Here is a 22,990-nt window from a genome sequence, read left to right as displayed (position 1 = left end):
AAGGAAAAAATTGGGTTGAAAAGACTTATCTACATATCGGTTTTCAGGATTGTATTACTGCTTGCTGGTTTCAGCATGGCTTACGGGCAGAACTATTTCAGGGTGATCGGAGGAATTCCGCATCTTCCTGTAATTAATCCGTCGTCTATTTCGTCTCCCGAAAACGGGATGCTTATCTTCAGCAGCACCGACTCTCAACCGCTTATTTACACCGGTACAGGATGGGAAACTTTATGTACCAATAATATAACCGCATCAACTGCGCAGGATTATTTTGTAGTCAAAAACGGAATTCCTTTCCTGCCGTCGTTGAGTGATGCTCCTCTAAACCCGCAATCCGGTTCTGTTTACTACTCTACGATTACCAAATCGGTGATGGTGTATAACGGCACTACCTGGTCGAAAATGACCGACTTATTAATGGGCAGCATCTCTGACAATAACAGTTTCATTTCCGGTTCGGCCGTAAAAACATACAAACTGCCTGTAATCAGCAACAATCCTGCACCCACAGGACTCTCTGCCGGAGCTTTCTATGTCAATTCAACATCCAAAACCATACGCTTTTATAACGGTACCGACTGGCAGGACGTTATGTGCCACCCGATCGTCATCACGGCTATTCCTACGAATATAACCGCTTATACGGCAACCGGAGGTGGAAACGTTTTATCGAATGGCGGAGCTAACATTTGGCTCACAGGTGTCTGCTGGAGTCCGAATATCAACCCGGACACGCTGCTTACTTCAAAAACACGGCAACCGGTAACAGGTTCCGGATTAGGATTGTTTGCCAGCAATATTACAGGATTGCTTCCGAATACCACCTATCACGTTCGTGCCTATGCAGTAAATTCACAAGGTGTTGAATACGGCGAAGACCGGTTATTCATTACCCCGATATCAACGCCCTCCATCATCACTTTGGATGCCAAAAATATTACCAGCATTTCAGCCGAAAGTGGCGGCGACATCACTGCCGACGGAGGCGCTTCCGTTACTCATCGCGGCATCATTTGGAGTGCTTTGGGAGATCCTCTTTCCGATCCATCGCACATAATAACAGACGACGGTTCAGGTGTTGGACAATATCCAAGTACGCTCGACGGACTGTTAGGCAATACAGTTTACTATGTCCGTGCATATGCCGTAAACAGTGCAGGTAAAGCTTATGGCAACCTGGTACAGTTTACTACACCGGCACCGGTTCCTCCGGTACTGAACCCTATCGTGACGGTTAAGAATGTAACAGGCTCGTCGGCCACATGCACCAGCACTATCCAAAACAATGGCGGCGCATTGGTAACCGAACGTGGTATCTGTTACACAACCGATCATTTAACCTATAGTTACATACCATCGTCTACTGTTACTCCTACTGACATCGGCACCTTTATCACTGACCTGACTGGCCTTGATCAGGGAACTACCTACTACATCAAAGGTTACGCGAAAAACAGTGCCGGTACAGGTTACAGCAGCGAAACAAGCTTCTGTACAGCAGCGCTGGTACATATCACCACCATTCCTCCAAGCAATGTAACAGGTTCCACGGCATTAAGCGGAGGAACGATTGCTGACGTCGGATACTCGGTAATTACCGTGCGAGGTGTTTGTTGGGATACTATCCCCAATCCTACAACCGATTTGGCAACCAAAACGGTTCAACCTGTCAGCGACAGCGGAATAGGCAACTATTACAGTTCGATGACCGGTCTGAAACCAGGTAAAAAATATTATGTGCGCGCTTATGCTGTAAATGGCGCAGGTACTGCTTATGGGAATCTGGATAGCCTCACCACACTGAACTATCCTAAAGTTCGTACTATTGATGCAGCAGCATTCAATAATGATACCGGTGTAGGCGGTGGTGAAGTACTTTCGGACGGAGGTGCCGAAGTGGTTGAAAGAGGTGTATGCTGGGATACGGCTGAAAATCCGACTGTCAATTCCTACCATACAATCAATGGCTCGGGACTGGGCTTATTCTACAGTACCTTAACCGGACTGACGGCCAATGTGACCTATCACATGAGAGCATACGCCCGCAACAGTGTCGGCGTTGCATACGGTGATGATATGACATTTATCATTATCCCCGAAGCACCTACAATTATTACGCTCGACATTACAGATATTACAAGTATTTCGGCAATAAGTGGCGGTGATATTACCAGCAATGGCGGAGCCTCTATCACCAAACGAGGCATCGTATGGAGCACCAAGGGAGATCCGTTGTCCGATCCTTCGCACGTAATTACCGACGACGGTTCGGGTGTTGGACTGTTCCCTAGTACCCTCGACGGCTTGTTAGGTAACTCCACCTACTATGTTCGTGCCTATGCAGTGAACAGTTATGGCAAATCGTATGGTAATCTGCTGATGTTTACCACACCGCCTCCTGTTCCACCGGCACTTAACTCTGCTGCTATTCACATCACCGATGTTACATCCGAATCGGCTAAAGGAAGCATGACTATCCTCAACAATGGCGGAGCACCGGTAACAGCGCGTGGTATCTGCTGGAGTACCGACCGTATTCATTATGAATATGTTCCTTCCACAACCGTAACCGGATCTGATGTCGGAACATTCTATGCCAATATAACAGGTCTCACCTCCGGTGTTACTTACTACGCCAAAGGATATGCCACCAATAGTGCGGGTACCTCTTATACCAGCGAAGTGAGCTTTATTACCGCATCACTGGCTACAATAACCACCACGCACCCGTCCAATATTGCAGGAGCAACGGCTCAAAGCGGTGGATTCATTTCCGATCCTGGTAATGCGGTCATTACGGCAAGAGGAGTATGCTGGAGCACTAGCAAAAATCCAACAACAACCGACAGCCACACAACAAACGGCGCCGACGTGGGAACATTCAGCAGCGTACTGACAGGATTGACCCCCGGAACGAAATATTATATACGGGCGTATGCCGTAAACGTTGCAGGTACAGCCTACGGCGAACTGGACAGTCTGACAACGCTGAATTATCCGGTAGTAACAACCCTTTCGGTTTCTTCGTTTGTAAACAATACAGCAACCGGAGGTGGTAATGTCCTTTCGGATGGAGGTTCGCCCGTTACTACACGTGGTGTATGCTGGAGTACAACCGCAAACCCAACCGTTTATTCATCAGCTGTAGCATCAGGTTCAGGATTGGGCCTGTATTCGGCCACACTGACAGGACTCGAACCCAATGTGACTTACCACGTTCGTGCTTATGCGTACAACGGCGTAGGCTACGCGTATGGCGAGGACAAAACGTTCATGATAATTCCGGGTGCTCCAAGCGTGACTACCCTACAGGTTCATGATGTGACCAGCATGACCGCCATCGGAGGCGGAGATATTACCGACAACGGAGCTTCTCCGATCACATCAAGAGGTATTATTATAAGCAAAAAAGGTGAACCTATTGACGATCCTTCGGCAATAAAAACCAACGACGGTACAGGGAATGGTATCTTTACAAGCAACATCACCGGATTGTGGGGCGACACCATCTATTACGTCAGAGCTTATGCTGTCAACAGTTACGGAACATCATACGGCGACATTATTCAGTTTGTGACACCTCCGGCAATTCCTCCGGCACTCAATCTTCCTTTGGTTCGAGTAATGAATATTACCGGCACCACAGGAACCGGTTACAGCAGTATTCTCAATAATGGAGGTGCGCCTGTCACTTCGCGCGGTATTTGTATTACTACCGACAGAATTCACTATGACTATATTCCGTCGGCTACTGTTAATCTCAATGATCTGGGAGAATTTTCGACCGACATTACAGGTCTCTCTCCGGGTGTAACCTACTATGCAAAAGGATATGCAACCAACACAGGCGGTACCGGATATACCAACGAAATCAGCTTTATAACGGCTGCATTCGTGCCAATTACAACCATTGCTCCGAATAACATCGGCTACACAACCGCTCAAAGCGGAGGGGTTATCAGCAATACAGGAAACTCTGTGATTACATCCCGTGGTATATGCTGGAGCCTTGGCAAGAATCCGACCACCGCTCTTTCTACCAAGACATCGGAAGCCTTAGGAAGCGATGGCACCGGATCGTTTACCAGTTCGATCACAGGATTGATTCCTGCCGTAAAATATTATGTAAGGGCTTATGCCGTGAATGCCGCCGGAGTATCGTATGGTAATCTGGATAGCTTGGTTACCGTATCTCCGGGCGCTCCTGCTGTGGTTACAGCTGCAATTGATTCAATTAACGGAGTATCGGCTCGTCTTTCAGGACAGGTAATGGATGAAGGTGGTTCGTCAGTAACCGAACGCGGGGTATGTTGGAGCACAACCGCCAACCCGACAATTTCGGATTCGTACCAAAGTAACGGTATCGGATTAGGCCTCTATTACGTCAAAGCTACCAGTTTGACAGCAGGCACAACGTACCATGTGAGAGCGTATGCTACAAACAGTGCGGGTACAACCTACGGTGAAGATAAAACATTTATCACCAATGTTGTTCCCACACTTACTACCATTGCCCCGACAAATGTGACCAACTCGTCGGTTACCACCGGAGGTATTATCACCAGCGACGGTGGCGATCCTGTGACAACACGCGGCGTATGTTGGAGTGTTGCTCCTAATCCTACTCTGACGAGCGAATACATCACCAATGGTTCAGGAATCGGAACTTTTGCCAGCTCTATAACCGGACTGTATGGAAGTACACGCTACTATGTTCGTGCGTATGCAATGAACACTGCCGGTGTGGCTTACGGTAATGAAGTAAGCTTCGTGACTGCCTCTGCATTAGTGCCTACGGTTACAACGGTAGATGCTATTAATATTGGAGGAACCACTGCCGAAGTACGCGGTAACGTAACGGCAAACGGAGGTGCTGATGTTACTGAAAGAGGTATCTGCTGGAATACAAGCGCTTCTCCGACAATTGATATAAATCACGTTGCAAATGGAGCGGGTGTTGGTACCTTCTCAGGTGTATTAACCGGTCTGACCCCAAAAACAAAATATTATGCCCGTGCTTATGCTATCAACAGTGTAGGTATAGCGTACGGATCCGACATCACGTTTACTACAGTTACTCCGGCTACCATCACTACCTCTGCTGTAACTGCAACTACCGGAGCAACAGCCAAAGGCGGAGGATCAATTACAAGTGACGGAGGCGCACCTGTCACAACAAGCGGTTTGTGCTGGAGTACCACCAATTCTCCAACCATTGCAGATCCTCATACAACAGGTACTATCGGTATCGGAGACTTCATTCATACAATGACCGGCCTGATGGGTAACACCATTTATTACGTTCGCGCCTATGCTATCAACAGTGCAGGAATTGCTTACGGTGATCCTGTAATGTTTATGACCGGAGCTCCCGAACTGGCCACACTGACTACAGTTAATGGCACCAGTGGCAGCGACGGAAGAAGTATCACTTCGGGTGGTAATGTTTCGAGCAACGGTGGCTCTGTTATTACAACAGGTGGTATGTGTTGGAGCACCGTTTCCGGATTTAAACCCGACACCGTGGTAGCTAACAGAAACTCACTTTCGACGACAGGAAGCTTTACTTCTGTCATTTCAGGATTGAAAAAAGGAACCACATACTACATCCGGGCTTATGTAACTAATGGTATCGGAACCTCTTACGGTAACGAAGTAAGTGTCTCGACTCTTGAAGTGCCCATGGTACAAACAACAGCACCCAACCCGGGCACAATCACAAATGTCTCTGCTATCAGTGGAGGAACTATTTTAACGAATGGAGGATCGTCGGTTACATCAAGCGGAGTTTGCTGGAGTACAAGCCACAACCCGACAACTGACAATGACCATACAACCAACGGTCCGGGAGAAGCTGCCTTTACGAGCAACATTACCAACCTGTTGGGAAGTACGACGTATTATGTCAGAGCTTATGCTGTCAATGGCGTCGGCCTTGCTTACGGAAACGAAATCAGCTTTACAACAAAACCGCCTACAATAGCCACTATTGTAACGGATAAGGTCACCCTGAAATCGGCAAGTTCTGCTACAGGCGGTGGTACAATTGTGACTAACGGTGGCGCTGTGGTAACTACCCGTGGATTGTTCTGGTGTACAGTTCCGAACTTCAATACAGATACGATAATTCATAATAAGACGGCTGAAACCGGTTATTTCGTAGGAAGCTTCACTCATTCGATGGATGGCCTGAAGCCCAATACCACGTACTATGTAAAGGCTTACGTAATCAACAGTGCAGGAATTGCTTACGGCGATGAAGTCAGCTTTACAACACCGGCAGTACCGAGCCTGACCACTGCTTATGCTACAGCAACCGGAAGCACAAAAGCTTCGAGCGGTGGTGACATTGCCAACGACGGAGGTTCATATGTTACATCTCGTGGTGTAGTTTGGAGCACAATTGCGTCGTTCAACCCCGACACGGTAACCGTCCATAAAACATACAACGGAGGAGGTATCGGCTCGTTTATCAGTAACATTACAGGTTTGAAAGGCAACACTACCTATTACATAATGGCTTATGCTACCAACGTTGCAGGAACAGCATATGGAAATCTGCTTAGCTTCATTACCGATCCGGCTACCCTTGCCAAGCTCACTACGCGCGATGCATGGTCTATCGGAGGAACAACAGCATACAGCGGAGGCTACATTTCTGACGACGGAGGTGAACCTGTTACCACCCGTGGTATGATGTGGAGCACTGTTTCAGGATTCCGTGCCGATACCGTAGTTGTCAACAAAGTATCCCAAACAGGTACCGGCAATGGTTACTTCACCACGGCATTGAGCAGCCTGAAGCCGGGTACGACTTACTATATCAGAGCGTTTGCTATCAATAAAGTCGGCGTGGCTTACGGAAACGAACTAAGCTTCACAACATTGACAGTTCCGACAGTAACAACCGACAGTATAGCTGCTTCGGCCAACGGTATCTCGGCAAGCGGTGGCGGAGAGATTATTGCCGATGGCGGAGCCGGGGTCACCAATCAGGGTGTCTGCTGGAGTATAGGCCATAATCCGACAATCAGTCTTTCAACCAAAACGACCTATGATCCTCGTACAGGTAATTCGTTCGATAGTAAGCTTACCGGTCTGAAACCGGCTACCACGTATTACGTACGTGCTTATGCAACAAACAACCAAGGTACAGGGTATGGACAGGAAAGGGCATTCACCACTCCGGCCATTGCTCCAACGATTACAACTACCTATACCACGATCATTTCAAAAACATCGGTGGTAACCGGTGGAAATATTACAGACAATGGAGGTGCAGCTGTTACCGCCCGGGGTGTACTCTGGAGTACAAACGCAAACTTTATCCCTGATACGGTAAGCGTCAACAAAACAAGTGATGGAACGGGCAGCGGGTCGTTCACCAGCACAATCACCGGTATGAGCATGAGCCTTACATACTACGTAAGAGCTTACGCAACCAATAGTGCAGGAACAGCATACGGCAACCAGGTAAGCGTCACTATATTCCCGACAGCTCCCCGCCTCCTCACGAAAGATATTACTCAGGTAGGTGGTTATACAGCCAAGAGCGGTGGCGACATTACCAGCGACGGCGGTGCTCCGGTTACGCTGAAAGGGCTCTGCTGGGCTACCCATACCAACCCGACCGTGGATGATATTCGCACATACGACGGGTCAGGTACCGACAGCTATGTAAGTTCGATTACCGGCTTATCCCCCAATACGCTTTACTACGTTCGGGCTTACGCAGTAAACAAAATCGGTACGGCATACGGTATAGAAAAAACGATACTAACGGATGCCCTTCCCACATTAACAGCAACCAAGCCGGTTACTAATATCATTGCAACCACTGCTACCAGTGGAGGCGAGATCACCGACGACGGGCGTTCTCCGATTCTGGCTCGTGGTCTTTGCTGGAGTACTTACAGTAATCCGACTATTGCGCTTGACACTAAAACAGTAGACAACACCACTACCGGCATTGGAGAGTTCTTCGCAAACATGACGGGATTGAAGCCGGAAACCGTTTACTACCTGAGAGCTTACGCAACCAATGCTGTAGGTACTTCTTACGGAAGTCAGGTGATGTTCAAAACACATCCTGTAGAATTACCGACTGTAACTACAACACCTCATACTTACGTTGACAGTACGTTGGCTATAAGCGGAGGTACCATTCTGAATGACGGTGGTATGCCTGTAAATGAACGCGGAGTCTGCTGGAGTCTTACTCCGAACCCCACGACGTCTCTAAGCTCCAAACTATTTGCCAGCACGGGAGGAACAGGAAGCTTCACCAGCTCAATAACCGGTTTGTTGCCAGGCAAGAAATACTACATCCGTGCATTCGGAACAAATAGTCTGGGAACTGCTTATGGTTTGCAGGATAGTGTCGTGACTTATCCGGTTCGTCCTACGGTAAGCATCCCCGTTATGTCAAACATCAAAATGACAACGGCAGATGCAGTTGCTTCGGTAATTACCGACGGCGGATCGCCAATCATGGACAAAGGCGTTTACTGGAACACTACAGGTATCAAGCCTACCGGCATTAATCCGGGTGACAGTCTCGTATCGAATGGTGCGGGCGGTACCGCTATCAGCGGCACAGTGATAAACCTGACACCAAATACAACATACTATATCTGGTCGTATGCAACCAACAGCGTTGGTATCAGATTCAGCACGTCTCCGGTTAAATTTACCACACCGACATTGCCTACTGTTATAACGTTAAAAGCAAAATCGGTATGGCAGTTTACGGCTGTGAGTGGCGGTAACATTACCAGCGATGGCGGTGCACCGATAACCGGACGCGGTGTTTGCTACAGTTACGCCGGAATACCAACCATCGACAGCCTGCACGAGGCACACTCAACGGCAAGCACCGGAACTTATTCGCTGGCTCTTGACAGTCTGAAAGAAGGTACCACCTACTACGTGAGAGCTTATGCTATCAACACAATGGGTATCAACTATGGGAATGTCGATACCTTAACCACACTGACCACTCCGACTGTAATTACCGCTAAAGCCGACTCAATCTGGAGTACCGGAATAATTTCAGGAGGTAAAGTACTTACGGATGGTGGTATGCCGGTAACGGTAAGAGGTGTTTGCTGGAGCAGCACGGTAGTTCCGTCAATTTCCCTGATAACAAAGACAGTGAATGGCAACGGACTTGGAAGCTTCACCAGTACCATAAAAGGGCTCGAACACGACAGCGTATACTTTATCAGAGCCTATGCAACCAATAGTTTAGGCACAACATATGGCAAAACAGATACGGTACGAACGCTGCCGATACCGCCAATAGTAGGTGAAGCTAAATTCTCGTCAATTACCGATACTTCGGTTGTTACTACCGCCGAAATTATTGACGACGGTGGCGCTGCGGTGACCAAACGTGGTATTTGCTGGAACACTACCGGTAATCCGACGATGGCCGACAATGTAATCATTGACAGCGGCATTGGTATAGGTATATTCAAAGACAGCATCTCTGGTCTGAAAGAAGGCCCGAGCTACTATGTGCGTGCTTTTGCCGTGAACAGTGCAGGGGTAGGCTATGGTCCTGACGGAAGCAGCTTCAAGAGTTGTCCGTCTACATTTACGGCTATTCACGTCGCCGGATTCAACGGTGCACCTGTTTCCAAAACGGTATTGTACCATTCTGTAAGTACTAAGATTACGGGAGCGCTCCGATGCTGGCTGACACAAAACCTGGGTGCCGACACACTGGCAAAAGCACTGACGGAATCGGCTGAAAGAAGCGCCGGATGGTACTGGCAATTTAACCGTCTGCAAGGGTATAAGCACGACGGTTCTACCCTGACTCCATCCAATGCATGGACACCGTGGGTAAGCAGTATTTCCGAAAGTAGCGGCTGGAGTGCATCGAACGATCCTTGTAACATGCTGTTGGGTCTCGGATGGCGTATTCCTACAAAAACAGAATGGAGTGCTGCCGCGGGAGCTCCTCAAAACTGGGCAAGTTCTAACGATGCATGGAAATCAGTACTTAAACTTCATTATTCAGGATTGTTGGCATATAATAGTGGCGCATTACAGAACCGTGGTAGCTACAGCTATTTCTGGGCAAGCACACAATACAATACTAGTTACGGAGACTACATATACAATGGGTATTCTATATCATATTTAGATAAAGCTTACGCTGCTCCTTTGCGTTGTATCCGTGATACCATTGCCCGCGGCATTCCGATGGTAAGTAATATCACATTACCGGATAGCTCGCGTACAACAACGTCAGCTCTTGGTATTGCTGTTGTTGTATCCGATGGCGGAGCTTCTGTAACTGCTCGTGGATTATGTTACAACACGACGGGTACTCCGACAATAGCCGATAACATTGTTAGCGGAGGGTCAGGTACAGGATCGTTCCAGGGAACCATGGATGATCTGGTTGAAGGTACCACCTATTATGTGCGTGCTTATGCAACCAATAAATACGGAACGGCTTATAGTCCTTCGGTAACAACAATTATCAGTTGTCCGACCAAATTTGATGTCATACATACAGCCGGTACCAATGGGGCTCCAGTAACACGAACCGTTACCTACCACTCTATTGCCGCAGATTTATCAGGAAAAACGGCATGCTGGCTAACTCAAAATCTGGGAGCTTATAAAGCACCAACATCGGTAACCGATGCCAACGATTCAACCATCGGCTGGTACTTCCAGTTCAACCGTTCGCAAGGGTATATTCCTAACGGAACCTCAAGCTACCTGCCCAAAAATGCATGGGAAACGTGGCCAAGCATATCCGAAAACGCTAACTGGACACCCGCTAACGATCCCTGTAATCTGTTGCTTGGTACAGGATGGCGTATACCGACATATAATGAATGGCTGAATGCCGATGCTCCTCCTCAAAACTGGACCAGTCCGACTGACGCATTTAAATCGGTGCTTAAACTACACGTAACCGGATACCTTAGTGGTGGTGCAATTACCAACAAAGGATCTTATGGATGGTATTGGTCTAGTACGCAATATGGTACGGATAACGGCTATATGATGTATCTGTATCCGGGGGCAAGTGTGGTTACATATGGTGGAAAAACAATTGGCGCTCCACTACGTTGTATACGTCAATCATTGACGCCAACGATTCCTTCTGTTAGTGCAGTGGTGATTCCGGATTCAACTCTCACGTCTACAACTGCAGACGGTATTGCCACTGTAGTTCTTGACGGAGGTGCTGCGGTTACCAGCAGAGGACTATGCTGGAATACAAAAGGAAATCCGACGCTATCGGATAATACTATCTCAGGTGGGAACGGAACAGGAACGTTTACCATTTCACTTGCTGACCTTGAAGAAGGGCCAACCTATTATGTACGTGCGTATGCCACAAACAGCAAGGGAACTGCCTACAGCCCTGTTGTAACCAGTTTCAAAATATGTCCAAGGTCATTTGATGTGATACATACCGCCGGGCTGAATGGTGCTCCGGTAACTAAAACTGTTACTTACCATTCGATCAACACCACCCTATCGGGTAGTGCTGCCTGCTGGCTAACACAAAACCTGGGAGCTGATCATCAGGCTACTTCTTTGACCGATGCTTCGGAAGCTTCGGCCGGCTGGTACTGGCAGTTCAACCGCTCACAAGGGTACAAACACGACGGTTCTACCCTGACTCCGTCAAATGCCTGGACTCCTTGGGTATCAAGCATCTCGGAAAGTAGCGTATGGGTTACAACCAACGACCCATGTAACCTGTTGCTTGGTCTCGGTTGGCGTATCCCGACCAAGACTGAATGGACTGCAGCTGTTTCTCCTCCTCAATACTGGACCAGTGCAACAGCGGCATGGAATTCTGTCATAAAACTGCATCATTCCGGACTTTTGGCTTATAACAGCGGTGCTTTGCAGAACCGTGGTAGCTACAGTTATTTCTGGGCTAGTACACAATACAATACAAGTTACGGAGATGATATCTATCTGGGTTCTTCCATTTCATATCTCGATAAGGCTTATGCTGCTCCATTGCGCTGTATCCGTGATGCTGTTACCATAACAGCTCCTTCTGTAAGTAACATCGTATTCCCAACGTCAGGAATGACGGCTACTACAGCAACAGGAACTGCTACAGTGGCTTCCGATGGAGGAGCGACCGTAACCGAACGTGGATTGTGCTGGAATACATCATCGACAACTGCACCAACCGTATCTAATCACGTAATCAAAGATGCAGATGCGTCTATAGGTACATTTACGTTAAAGATAGAGGATTTATCGGAAGATTCGACTTACTACGTCCGTGCATACGCAATCAACAATAAGGGAACAGCTTATAGTCCTACTGTAACCAGCTTTAAGATATGTCCGCAAGAATTTACTATAATTCATACTGCAGGAGCAAATGGAGCTCCGGTTACCAAAACCGTCACTTACCACTCTATCAGTTCGAGTATAGCAGGCAGTCCGGCTTGCTGGCTGACACAGAACCTGGGAGCTGATAAACAGGCTTCAGCTTCTAATGACGGATCAGATGCTGCTCTTGGCTGGTACTGGCAGTTCAACCGTTTGAAAGGGTATATACCAAACGGTACATCCAGCTGGTTGCCGAAAAATGCATGGGAAACATGGCCAAGCATATCCGAAAACGCTAACTGGGCACCCGCTAACGATCCCTGTAATCTGCTACTGGGTACAGGATGGCGTATACCGACATATAACGAATGGCTGAACGCCGATGCTCCTCCTCAAAACTGGGGCACCCCGGCTGACGCATTCAATTCTGTGCTTAAACTGCACATGACAGGTTACCTGAGTGGCGGAGCAATTACCAACAAAGGAACTTATGGTTGGTACTGGTCCAACACACAATATGGTACGGACAACGGATATATGATGTATCTGTATTCCGGTGCAAGTATAATTACATATGGTGGCAAAACGATTGCTGCTCCGGTACGTTGTATACGTCAGGGAGTAATGCTTTCTGTTCCTATGGTCAGCAATGTTGTCATTCCTGATTCGACCATAACAACGACAAAAGCAGCCGGCATAGCAACAGTAGCAACAGATGGAGGTGCAAAAGTTACGGAAAGAGGTGTTTGTTGGAATACCACAGGTTCAACGCCTGTAATAACTGATAACAAGATCGCTGTAGGAGAAGGACTTGGAGTATACACAGCAACCCTTGGTGGACTATCTGAGGGTCCAACTTACTATGTACGTGCTTATGCTATCAATAGCAAAGGTGTCGCTTATAGCCCTGCTGTAACCAGTTTCAAAATATGTCCGAGGGCATTTGACGTGATACATACCGCCGGGCTGAATGGTGCTCCGGTAACTAAGACTGTGACCTATCATTCTATTAATACAACCATATCGGGTAGTGCCGCCTGCTGGCTAACGCAAAACCTGGGAGCTGACCATCAGGCGACAGCTTTGAACGATGCTTCGGAAGCTTCTGCCGGCTGGTACTGGCAGTTCAACCGCTCACAAGGGTACAAGCACGATGGATCTACCCTGACTCCGTCAAATGCATGGACTCCGTGGATAAGCAGTATATCTGAAAGTAGCGTGTGGGTTCCAGCCAACGATCCCTGTAACCTATTGCTTGGCCTCGGTTGGCGTATACCGACCAAAACGGAATGGACTGCAGCCGTATCGCCACCTCAATACTGGACCAGCGCCAACGATGCATGGAACTCTGTTATCAAACTCCATCATTCAGGTCTTTTGGCATACAACAGTGGTGCTTTGCAAAACCGTGGTAGTTACAGTTATTTCTGGGCTAGTACACAGTACAATACCAGCAATGGAGATGATATTTATCTGGGGTCTTCCATTTCATATCTCGACAAGGCATATGCAGCTCCTTTGCGTTGTCTTCGTGACGCTGTTGTCATATCGGCTCCTTCTGTAAGTAACATCACCTTCCCAACTTCGGGAATGACGGCTACTACGGCAGACGGAACTGCAACCGTGGCTTCTGATGGAGGTTCTGCTATCACAGCACGTGGACTTTGTTGGAATAATTCATCGACAATAGCTCCTACTCTGTCGGACAATGTAATTACTGATGGAGATATCGATCTTGGAAACTTTACCCTGACAATGTCCGGTTTGTCGGAATCTCAAACGTATTATGTCAGAGCCTATGCTACAAATAGCAAAGGAACAACATACAGTCCGGCTGTAACCAGCTTCAAGTTATGTCCGCAAACATTCTCGGTCATCCATACAGCTGGTGTAAACGGAGCTCCGGTAAGCAAGACAGTGACATACCATTCTGTAAGCTCGAGTATTTCAGGCAGTCCGGCTTGCTGGCTGACACAGAATTTAGGTGCTTCCAAGCAGGCTACCTCATTCTCAGATGCCAATGACTCTACAATCGGTTGGTACTGGCAGTTCAACCGTTTGAAAGGGTATATCCCCAATGGTACATCCAGCTGGTTGCCGAAAAATGCATGGGAAACGTGGCCAAGCATATCCGAAAACACTAACTGGACTCCCGCTAACGACCCATGTAATCTGTTGCTGGGTACAGGATGGCGTATACCGACATATAACGAATGGCTGAACGCCGATGCTCCTCCTCAAAACTGGGGCACCCCGGCTGACGCATTCAACTCGGTACTTAAACTGCACATGACCGGTTACCTGAGTGGCGGTGCAATTACCAACAAAGGATCTTACGGTTGGTACTGGTCCAACACACAATATGGTACGGACAACGGGTATATGATGTACCTGTATTCCGGTGCAAGTATGATTACATATGGTGGCAAATCGATTGCTGCTCCGGTACGTTGTATACGTCAGGGAGTAACGCTTTCTGTTCCTATGGTCAGCAATGTATCTATACCTGATTCAACAATGAGCGCCGCCAAGACTATCTGCTCTGCAGTCGTTACAACCGACGGAGGAGCAACCGTTACTTCGCGTGGGTTCTGTTGGAATACAACGGGAACTCCAACTACTGCGGATAGCTTAATTGTTGGTGGATCAGGGTTAGGTTCATTTGCCGGTAGTATGACTAATTTAGTTGAAGGCCCGACATACTATGTTCGTGCTTATGCGACCAACAGTCAGGGAACGGCATACAGTCCTGTTGTGACCAGTTTCAAAATATGCCCAAGATTGTTCAATGTTATTCATACAGCCGGCTTGAATGGTGCTCCGGTAAGTAAGACCGTGACCTATCACTCTATTAATACAACCATATCGGGTAGCGCTGCCTGCTGGCTAACGCAAAACCTGGGCTCTGATCATCAGGCTACAGCTTTGAACGATGCTTCGGAAGCCTCTGCCGGCTGGTACTGGCAGTACAACCGCTTACAAGGTTACAAACATGATGGATCTACACTGACTCCGTCAAATGCCTGGACTGCATGGATCTCAAGCATCTCGGAAAGCAGTGGTTGGATTACTGCCAATGATCCCTGTAACCTATTGCTTGGCCTTGGTTGGCGTATACCGACCAAGACGGAATGGACTGCGGCTGTTTCTCCGCCTCAATACTGGACTAGTGCCAATGATGCATGGAACTCTGTGATCAAACTCCATCATTCCGGACTTTTAGCTTATAACAGTGGTGCGTTGCAAAACCGTGGTAGCTACAGTTATTTCTGGGCTAATACGCAATACAATACAAGTAACGGAGATGATATCTATCTGGGATCTTCCATTTCATATCTCGACAAGGCATATGCTGCTCCTTTACGGTGTATCCGGGATGCTGTTGTCATATCGGCTCCGTCTGTAAGTAATATCACTTTCCCAACTTCGGGAATGACGGCTAATACAGCAGCAGGAACGGCGACAGTGGCTTCGGATGGAGGGGCTACGGTGACCGAAAGAGGCTTATGCTGGAATACCACCGGTGCCACCCCGACATTGACTGATAATGTCATAAAAGTTGGTAGTGGAATTGGTAATTTCACAGGCGTTATGGGCAGTTTGTCGGAAGGGCCAGTCTATTATGTCCGTGCTTATGCAACCAACAGTAAAGGAACAACATACAGTCCTACGGTAACCAGCTTCAAGATTTGCCCGCAAGAATTTACTGTAATTCATACTGCTGGAACAAACGGAGCTCCGGTAAGCAAAACGGTGACATATCATTCTATCAGTTCCAGTATTTCAGGTAGTCCGGCTTGCTGGCTGACACAAAACCTTGGTGCTGATCAACAGGCTTCAGCCACTAATGACGGATCAGATGCCGCACTTGGCTGGTACTGGCAATTCAACCGTTCAAAAGGGTATATTCCCAACGGAACATCCAGCTGGTTGCCGAAGAATGCATGGGAAACGTGGCCAAGCATATCCGAAAACGCTAACTGGGCACCCGCTAATGATCCCTGTAGTCTGCTGCTGGGTACAGGATGGCGTATACCGACATATAACGAATGGCTGAATGCCGATGCTCCTCCTCAAAACTGGGGTAGCCCGGCAGATGCATTCAACTCGGTACTTAAACTACACATGACAGGTTACCTGAGTGGCGGTGCAATTACCAATAAAGGGACTTATGGCTGGTACTGGTCCAACACACAATATGGTACGGATAACGGTTATATGATGTATTTATACTCCGGTGCAAGTGTGGTTACATATAGTGGCAAATCGATTGCGGCTCCACTGCGTTGTATACGTCAGGCAGTAAGCGCTGCAGTTCCAATGGTAAGCAATGTTTCTATACCAGATGCAACAATAAAGACAACAACGGCAGATTGTTCGGCAACCGTACCTACTGACGGGGGATCTCCTGTAAGTGAACGGGGTATCTGTTGGAACACGACAGGAAATCCAACAACATCTGATAATAAAATTGTTTCCGGAAGTGGTGTCGGCACTTTCTCTGCAACTATGACCGGTTTAACGGAAGGTCCGACTTATTATGTACGTGCTTATGCCATAAATAGTCAGGGAACCGGATACAGTCCTGTTGTGACCAGTTTCAAAATATGTCCGAGGGCATTTGATGTGATTCATACTGCCGGCCTGAATGGAGCTCCGGTAACCAAGACCGTTACCTATCACTCTATCAACACCACCATATCGGGTAGTGCGGCCTGCTGGCTAACACAAAACCTGGGGGCTGACCATCAGGCTACTGCTTTGACCGATGCTTCGGAAGCTTCTGCCGGCTGGTACTGGCAATTCAACCGTTCACAAGGGTACAAGCATGATGGATCTACCCTCACGCCGTCCAACGCCTGGACTGCTTGGACATCAAGCATCTCGGAAAGTAGTGGTTGGGTTACTGCCAATGACCCTTGTAACCTGTTGCTTGGCCTCGGTTGGCGTATACCGACCAAGACGGAATGGACGGCTGCCGTTTCTCCGCCTCAATACTGGACCAGTGCCAACGATGCATGGAACTCTGTGATCAAACTCCATCATTCCGGAATGTTGGCTTATAACAGTGGTGCTTTGCAAAACCGTGGTAGCTACAGTTATTTCTGGGCTAATACACAATACAATACAAGTAACGGAGATGATATATATCTGGGTTCTTCCATTTCATATCTCGACAAGGCATATGCTGCTCCTTTACGGTGTATCCGTGATGCTGTGGTCATATCGGCTCCTTCTGTAAGTAACATCACTTTCCCAACTTCGGGAATGACCGCCAACTCGGCTGATGGAACTGCAACTGTAGCTTCGGATGGAGGCTCTGCTATCACAGCACGTGGACTTTGCTGGAATAATTCATCAACAATAGCGCCTACGCTTTCGGACAATGTAATAACAGACTCAGGTACCGACCTTGGAATCTTTACCCTTACAATGCCTGCTTTATCGGAATCTCAAACTTATTACGTCAGAGCGTATGCTACAAACGGTAAAGGCACAACATACAGTCCTACCGTGACCAGCTTTAAGATATGCCCACAAACATTCACTGTGATTCATAATGCAGGGACAAACGGAGCTCCGGTAACCAAGACTGTGACTTACCATTCTATCAGTTCCAGTATATCAGGTAGCCCGGCTTGCTGGCTGACACAGAACCTTGGTGCTGATCAACAGGCTTCAGCCACTAATGACGGATCAGATGCCGCACTCGGTTGGTACTGGCAGTTCAACCGTTCGCAAGGGTATATTCCCAACGGTACATCCAGCTGGTTGCCGAAAAATGCATGGGAAACGTGGCCAAGCATATCCGAAAACGCTAATTGGGCACCCGCGAACGATCCTTGTAGTCTGCTGCTGGGCACAGGATGGCGTATACCAACATACAACGAATGGCTGAATGCCGATGCTCCTCCTCAAAACTGGACCAACCCGGCAGATGCCTTCAACTCGGTACTTAAACTACACATGACAGGTTACCTGAGTGGAGGTTCAATTACCAACAAAGGAACTTATGGTTGGTACTGGTCCAACACACAATATGGTACGGATAACGGATATATGATGTATCTGTATTCCGGTTCAAGTGTGGTTACATATAGTGGCAAATCGATTGCTGCTCCGCTGCGTTGTATACGTCAGGGAGTAACTACTGCAATTCCAATGGTAAGCAATGTTTCTATACCAGATGCAACAATAAAGCCAACAACGGCAGATTGTACGGCAACCATCACTATCGATGGTGGAGCAACTGTGAGCGAACGGGGTATCTGCTGGAACACAACCGGAACTCCGACAACATCTGACAATAAAATTACCTCCGGAAGCGATGTTGGTTCATTCACTGCAACTATGACCGGCTTAACAGAAGGTCCGACTTATTATGTGCGTGCTTATGCTATAAACAGCACAGGTGTTGCCTACAGCCCTGTCGTTACCAGTTTCAAAATATGCCCGAGGGCATTTGATGTGATTCATACTGCCGGCCTGAATGGAGCTCCGGTAACCAAGACCGTTACCTATCACTCTATCAATACAACCATATCGGGTAGTGCTGCCTGCTGGCTAACACAAAACCTGGGTGCTGACCATCAGGCTACTGCTTTGACCGATGCTTCGGAAGCTTCTGCCGGCTGGTACTGGCAGTTTAACCGTTCGCAAGGGTACAAGCATGACGGTTCTACCCTCACGCCATCTAATGCATGGACGCCATGGGTATCAAGCATCTCGGAAAGTAGTGGATGGAGTACTGCCAATGACCCCTGTAACCTATTGCTTGGCCTTGGTTGGCGTATACCAACCAAGACGGAATGGACTGCAGCTGTTTCGCCACCTCAATACTGGACAAGTGCCAACGATGGCTGGAATTCTGTGATCAAACTTCATCATACAGGTCTTTTGGCTTATAACAGTGGTGCTTTGCAAAACCGTGGTAGCTACAGTTATTTCTGGGCTAGTACGCAATACAATACAAGTAACGGAGATGACATCTATCTGGGTTCTTCCATTTCATATCTCGACAAGGCATATGCTGCTCCTTTGCGCTGTCTCCGCGATGCAGTTACCATATCGGCTCCTTCTGTAAGTAACATCACGTTCCCAACTGCGGGAATGACGGCTACTACGGCTGACGGAACTGCAACTGTAGCTTTGGATGGAGGTGCTAATGTATCAGAACGAGGTATTTGTTGGAACACGACTGGTACTCCTACTACTTCTGACAATAAGATTGCTAATGGTAGTGGTACCGGCATATTTACAACAACCATCTCCGGCTTAAGTGAAGGTCCTACCTACTATGTTCGTGCTTATGCAACCAACAGCAAAGGAACAACATATAGTCCAACCGTAACCAGTTTCAAAATGTGTCCGCAGTCATTCTCTGTAACGCATACGGCAGGAGTTAACGGAGCCCCGGTAAGTAAAACTGTGACATACCATTCCATCAGCTCGAGCATTTCGGGAAGTCCTGCTTGCTGGCTGACACAGAATCTGGGAGCTGATCAACAGGCATCATCCGCTGGCGACGTAACGGAAGCATCCGCTGGTTGGTATTGGCAATTCAACCGCTCGCAAGGATACAAACATGACGGATCTACAAGAACTCCGGCAAGTGCATGGAACGGAAGTATATCAGAATCGGCGAACTGGGGCCCTGCAAACGATCCCTGTAGTTTATTGCTTGGTGGAAGTTGGCGGATTCCTACCTATAACGAATGGCTTAATGCCGATGCTCCTCCTCAAAACTGGACCAGCCCGGCAGAAGCATTCAACTCGGTGCTAAAATTACATCTGGCCGGATACCTGAGTGGTGGTTCAATGACCAATAAAGGAGCTTATGGCTGGTACTGGTCTAGCGCACAATATGGAACTGATAACGGATATATGATGTATCTGTATTCCGGAGCAAGTTACGTTACGTATAGCGGTAAGTCAATTGGTGCATCTTTACGCTGTATTCGCCCGTAACAATTATTATCACTATCCATGGATATCTACAAAGAAAAACGTTTTATTTTTGCACACGTTTTTCTTTGTAGATAAATCCATTTATTTTATCTGCGCCCAAAATAAATTTTGCATGAACAGTAAACTTTTTCTTTTCATTCTGTTTGGATCTGTATTGTCCATTTCTAACATAGACGCTCAAACTCTAAAATTAAAAATTCATCTTGGAGGGGTATATTCCAGTAAGGTGAGTGTTATTGCCATGGCGGGCCCTAAGGCTTTGAAGCCGGTTATCGAGAGCCCGGCTATCAAAAATGGAGAAAGCACGACGCTGGAATTTACCAAAGACATGGTGCCCAGCCAATTTGTTCTTCGCTTCGATTATCAGGAAAAGGAAACCAGTACCCCATATCCTTCCGAAAAGCTAATATTTGTCAGCAATCAAAATCTGGAACTATGGGTTAACCCCAGAGCCTTACAAAAAAAGGATAGTACCTACTTCCAACCGGGAGAAAAGGAAAATGCCATGTACGAGGTATTCATGAAAGAGAACATGAAAAAACGCGAACAGATTGGTTTACTTCAGAATTTTCTCCTAAGTTACGACCAGCCCCAATCATCGTTTTTTACCATGGGAGTCAAAGAATTTGAGAAGCGGCGAACTGAATATAATCAATGGATCGACAGAGAAACGAATCAGTATAAAGATTTGTTTATTTCCAAAACATTTCAGTTTCAAAAATTACAGAGTATCGACTGGCATGGCAACGAGCAGGAACGGCTCAACAGCCTCATATCACACTATTTCGACGATGCCAATTTCAAAGATCCGTTGATGATCCGCACAGCGGAACTCAAAGACTGGATGAGCAAATATGTCAATCTTTACGGTTCGATGTCTACAACAGTAGCTTTGCGGGATTCGTTATTCACTCTGGCCGGAAACCGTGCTATCGAGAAGGCCAAACTGGGAGACCCGATCGTTTATGGCTGGATGGTTGATTACTTTTATCAGGGATATGAGGCGTTCAATATTACAAAAGGACTTAAAATGCTGGAACCTTATATGAATGATCCCTTGTGCATGACCAGTAAACGACAAGCCATCGAATCCAGAATAAAAGGAATAGAGACTCTGGTGGCAGGAGCCGTTGCTCCCGATTTTGCATGGAAGTTGAGTTCCGGAAAAACGATTCAGTTCCATGACTTTAAGACGGAAGCAAAATACAAGCTGGTTTTGTTTTGGTCGGCCGACTGCCAGCACTGCAGAGAGGTTTTGGAAAAACTGTATCCCTGGTACGATATGCCGGCACACCGGGAATTGATCGATGTGTTTGCTATCAGCTTAGACGAAACGCCAACCGAGATTCCTTTATGGGAAAAAGCGGTCTTGAAGTATCCGGCATTTAAGCACAAAAGAGCCGAACAGGGCGTAAGAAGTCCCGAGGCTAGTGCCTATTTCGTATTGTCAACGCCGACCATGGTACTGGTCGATGCCAAAACAAACAAAATAGTGGCGTTGCCGAATAACGCCGATGATATGGAAAAAGCAATTGCTCAATAATACAAAAAAAGGCTCCTGATCGGGAGCCTTTATCATGTTAGTCTAAACTCATGTAATCGTAATGGATAAAAGGCTTATGCCCCTTTTTACCGACGAGCTTTCGCGCTGAAGCAGAGTCGTATTGAACCTTCCCTACCCCAATTGTGCGACCGCTTTCACCAATGATCTTGACAATGTCGCCTTCTTCAAATTCACCTTCTATGCGGGAAATTCCTACAGGCAAAAGGCTGCTGGCTTTCGATTCATCAAGCAATGCCTCTTCTGCTCCGGCATTGACGTAAACAACACCTTTGGCGAAGTCTTCGCTGTGTGCAATCCACTTCTTCACACTCGAAATCTCTTTTTCACTGGGTACAAACAAAGTACATATAGTAGTCTCCGACTTCTTAAGCAAGTCGAGCAGAATATTCTCTTTCTTTCCGTTGGCAATCATTACCGCAATACCTTCGGCGGCTACCTTTTGAGCAATGGCACATTTGGTATGCATTCCGCCCCGCCCGAGCGTCGATTTTTGGTCGGAGATGTAATCGTCCATATCCTGCTGGCCGGGAAGTATTTGCCGGATAACATGAGAGGCCGGATCGGATGGATTGCCGTTGTAAATACCGTCTACATTGCTGAGTATAATCAACGCATCCACATCCATCATGGTTGCCATCAATCCCGATAATTCGTCATTATCGGTAAACATCAGTTCGGTGATAGAGGTTGTATCGTTTTCATTTACAATAGGAATCACCTTGTTTTCGAGCATCACGCTGATGCAGTTTTTCTGGTTAAGGTACAGCGACCTGCTTCCGAAATTCTCCTTTGTGGTAAGAATCTGCCCGCAGGCAATGCCCTGTTCGCGGAAAAGTTCATAATAACGGTTGATCAGTTTGGCCTGTCCTACTGCAGAAAACAGCTGTCGTGCCGAAACGGCATCCAGTTTTTTGTGCGGCTTAATCTCACTTCGCCCCGAAGCCACAGCACCGGAAGATATCAAAATTATCTCTGCACCGGCTTTATGCAATACAGAAATCTGATCGACAATGGCAGAAACCCGCGTAACATCCAACCGCCCATCGGGACGAGTCAACACGTTACTGCCTACTTTTACCGCTATACGTTTGTACTTTATCATATTGTTTGCTCTTTAAGGGA

At 47.4% G+C, this 22,990-nt stretch carries 3 protein-coding genes; 2 read left to right on the top strand and 1 reads right to left on the bottom strand.

Translation table 11 applies throughout. The annotated features are described in order from the left end of the window. Window positions 1-15 precede the first annotated feature (15 nt). Both PJIAN_RS03835 and PJIAN_RS03830 read left to right on the top strand, forming a co-directional pair. On the top strand, window positions 16-20,304 hold the full coding sequence (locus tag PJIAN_RS03835; protein WP_153802477.1) for a hypothetical protein: 20,289 nt from the start codon (window positions 16-18) through the stop codon (window positions 20,302-20,304). Window positions 20,305-20,416: 112 nt separating this feature from the next. Next, window positions 20,417-21,847 carry a TlpA family protein disulfide reductase gene (locus PJIAN_RS03830; protein WP_068702170.1) on the top strand — a complete coding sequence of 477 codons (1,431 nt, stop codon included), beginning with the start codon at window positions 20,417-20,419 and terminating at the stop codon, window positions 21,845-21,847. A 37-nt stretch (window positions 21,848-21,884) separates the two neighbouring features. Here PJIAN_RS03830 and proB read toward each other — a convergent pair whose 3' ends face one another. Further along, on the bottom strand, window positions 21,885-22,970 hold the full coding sequence (gene proB / locus PJIAN_RS03825) for a glutamate 5-kinase (protein ID WP_068702168.1): 1,086 nt from the start codon (window positions 22,968-22,970) through the stop codon (window positions 21,885-21,887). Between the last annotated feature and the right edge of the window lie 20 nt (window positions 22,971-22,990).

The sequence above is a fragment of the Paludibacter jiangxiensis genome (genome assembly GCF_001618385.1).
In the GTDB taxonomy this organism is placed as follows: domain Bacteria; phylum Bacteroidota; class Bacteroidia; order Bacteroidales; family Paludibacteraceae; genus Microbacter; species Microbacter jiangxiensis.
Note: the sequence above shows the minus strand (reverse complement) of the source record. Positions and strands in the feature narration are given on the sequence as shown.